This window comes from Paraburkholderia sp. RL18-085-BIA-A, from assembly GCF_046027075.1.
In the GTDB taxonomy this organism is placed as follows: domain Bacteria; phylum Pseudomonadota; class Gammaproteobacteria; order Burkholderiales; family Burkholderiaceae; genus Paraburkholderia.
On the sequence record NZ_JARESU010000388.1, the window covers coordinates 1 to 1693 of the forward strand.

General features: G+C 62.2%; 1 protein-coding gene. It reads right to left on the reverse strand.

Translation table 11 applies throughout. The features are described from left to right. Positions 1 to 475: 475 nt before the first annotated feature. Positions 476 to 1630, reverse strand: coding sequence for an IS110 family RNA-guided transposase (locus P0D89_RS52660; protein WP_408371083.1), 1155 nt, complete (start codon positions 1628 to 1630; stop codon positions 476 to 478). Positions 1631 to 1693: the final 63 nt, after the last annotated feature.

Below are 1693 nucleotides of genomic sequence, written 5' to 3' on the forward strand. Positions count from 1 at the left end.
TCTATGAGCAGGAAGTTGTCAAGGCCTCTCACAAATTATCGGTCAGATCCCTCTGTGGCTCGATGGGGAAGCGCAACTGGGTCAAGGGCAGGCAACGCCTGGCGCAGCGGACCCTTGACCCAGCGCCAGGAGCGACATAATTATTTATGGTGGCGAGCGCAGATTGTTGCGTTCGCCACCATACAAGCGCATTTTCGCGACATATCCTGACGGGTCTACACCGTCGTCACCCATTGCTGTAATCCGGTTTGCGTCCTGATCTGAAGCCTGTTATCGCGCGCGTGAGACGGCAGCGTCTCACTCACTTCTATCCGCTGACGCGTGGTCAGCCTCATCCTCTATGCGCGTTACGCCGGAAACTTGTCCGGGGGCATGCCCCATCTGTTAAATCGGTCGCCTCAGCGACCCGCCACCCACACGGGCATGCCGACTTCAAACCCATCCATCATCAATCAGTTTTGTCGTCGTTGCAGACTCAGACTGGCTTGAACTGCGCGCCTTCGGGTATCACGCCGTCTTTAAGATAGCGCCATAGCGCAATCGCGAGGCGCCGCGCCACAGCCACGATCGCAATGCGCCGCGCGCGACGATTCGGTCCCGTGCCCTGCGTGCGCTGGGTAAACCAGCGCGTTAGCGCACTGCCGGGTTGGTAGCGCAACCAGCACCACGCCATCTCGATCAGCAGGGCACGTACCCGTCGGTTGCCCTGCTTGCTGATCCCCTGGTCCACGTGACTCTCGCCGCTGTCGTAAGGCTGGGGTACCAGCCCTACGCACGCACCCACCTGGCGCCGGTTGCCGAACGACCGCCAGAACAGTTCGAGCGCGAGACGCGACGCGCCCACTTCCCCAATGCCTTTCAGGCGCGCCAGGTCATGGCTTCGCTCACGCGCCGACGCCGGCAGGCTTGCCTGCCGAGTCTTCTCCAGTGCCGCGAGTTGCTGCTCGGCCAGAGCCAATCGTTCGCATTCGCGCAGCAGCCGCTCACGCAGCTCGGGCGGCAGCGCAGCGCCGTCGTGACACCGCACCTCGTCGCGCTTAAGCCGGCCGGCGAAGATTTTGTCATCAACCTCATCCCAGCAGCCAAGCGTGCATAGCAGCTTGCGCATTCGGTCTCGATGCTGAAGCACTTCCTTCTGCAGTTGCCCTCGATCGCGCATCAGGTGGCGTGACGCTTCGTCCTGCGGTGACGGTACGTGAACCACGTGCATGCGGTCGCGCTCGCCGCGAAGCCACGCGCGCAGGTTGATTACCAGCTTGATGGCATCGAGCCGGTCGGTCTTTGCGCGCCGCTTGTGACGCTCGACGGGAATGCTGGCTGGATCGACGACGTAGCACTCGACGTGTTGCGCCTGCAGCGCACGCAAGATCCAGAATGCGTCGCGGCCGGCTTCGTAGCTTACGACGATGCGCACGCCGGCCGGCAGCGACCACTTCTGCCTGTGCTGTTCGATCATGCTGAGGACCGCCTGAAGGCGGACGGCGGCCTGCGGCTGCGCTACCGTGTGCACGGCTGGCTTCTCGCGCTGGCCGTCGTGCAGTGCGATTTTCCAGTGTGCTGCGGCAAGCTCGATTGAAACCGCAAGAATCGGTTCCTCTCTACCGGTTGTGCTCGTCTGATTGGTACCCATGATGCTCTCCTTGCAGCGGGGTTCGACTGACTGATTTTATGATCAGTCAGTCGGCCGACCTCC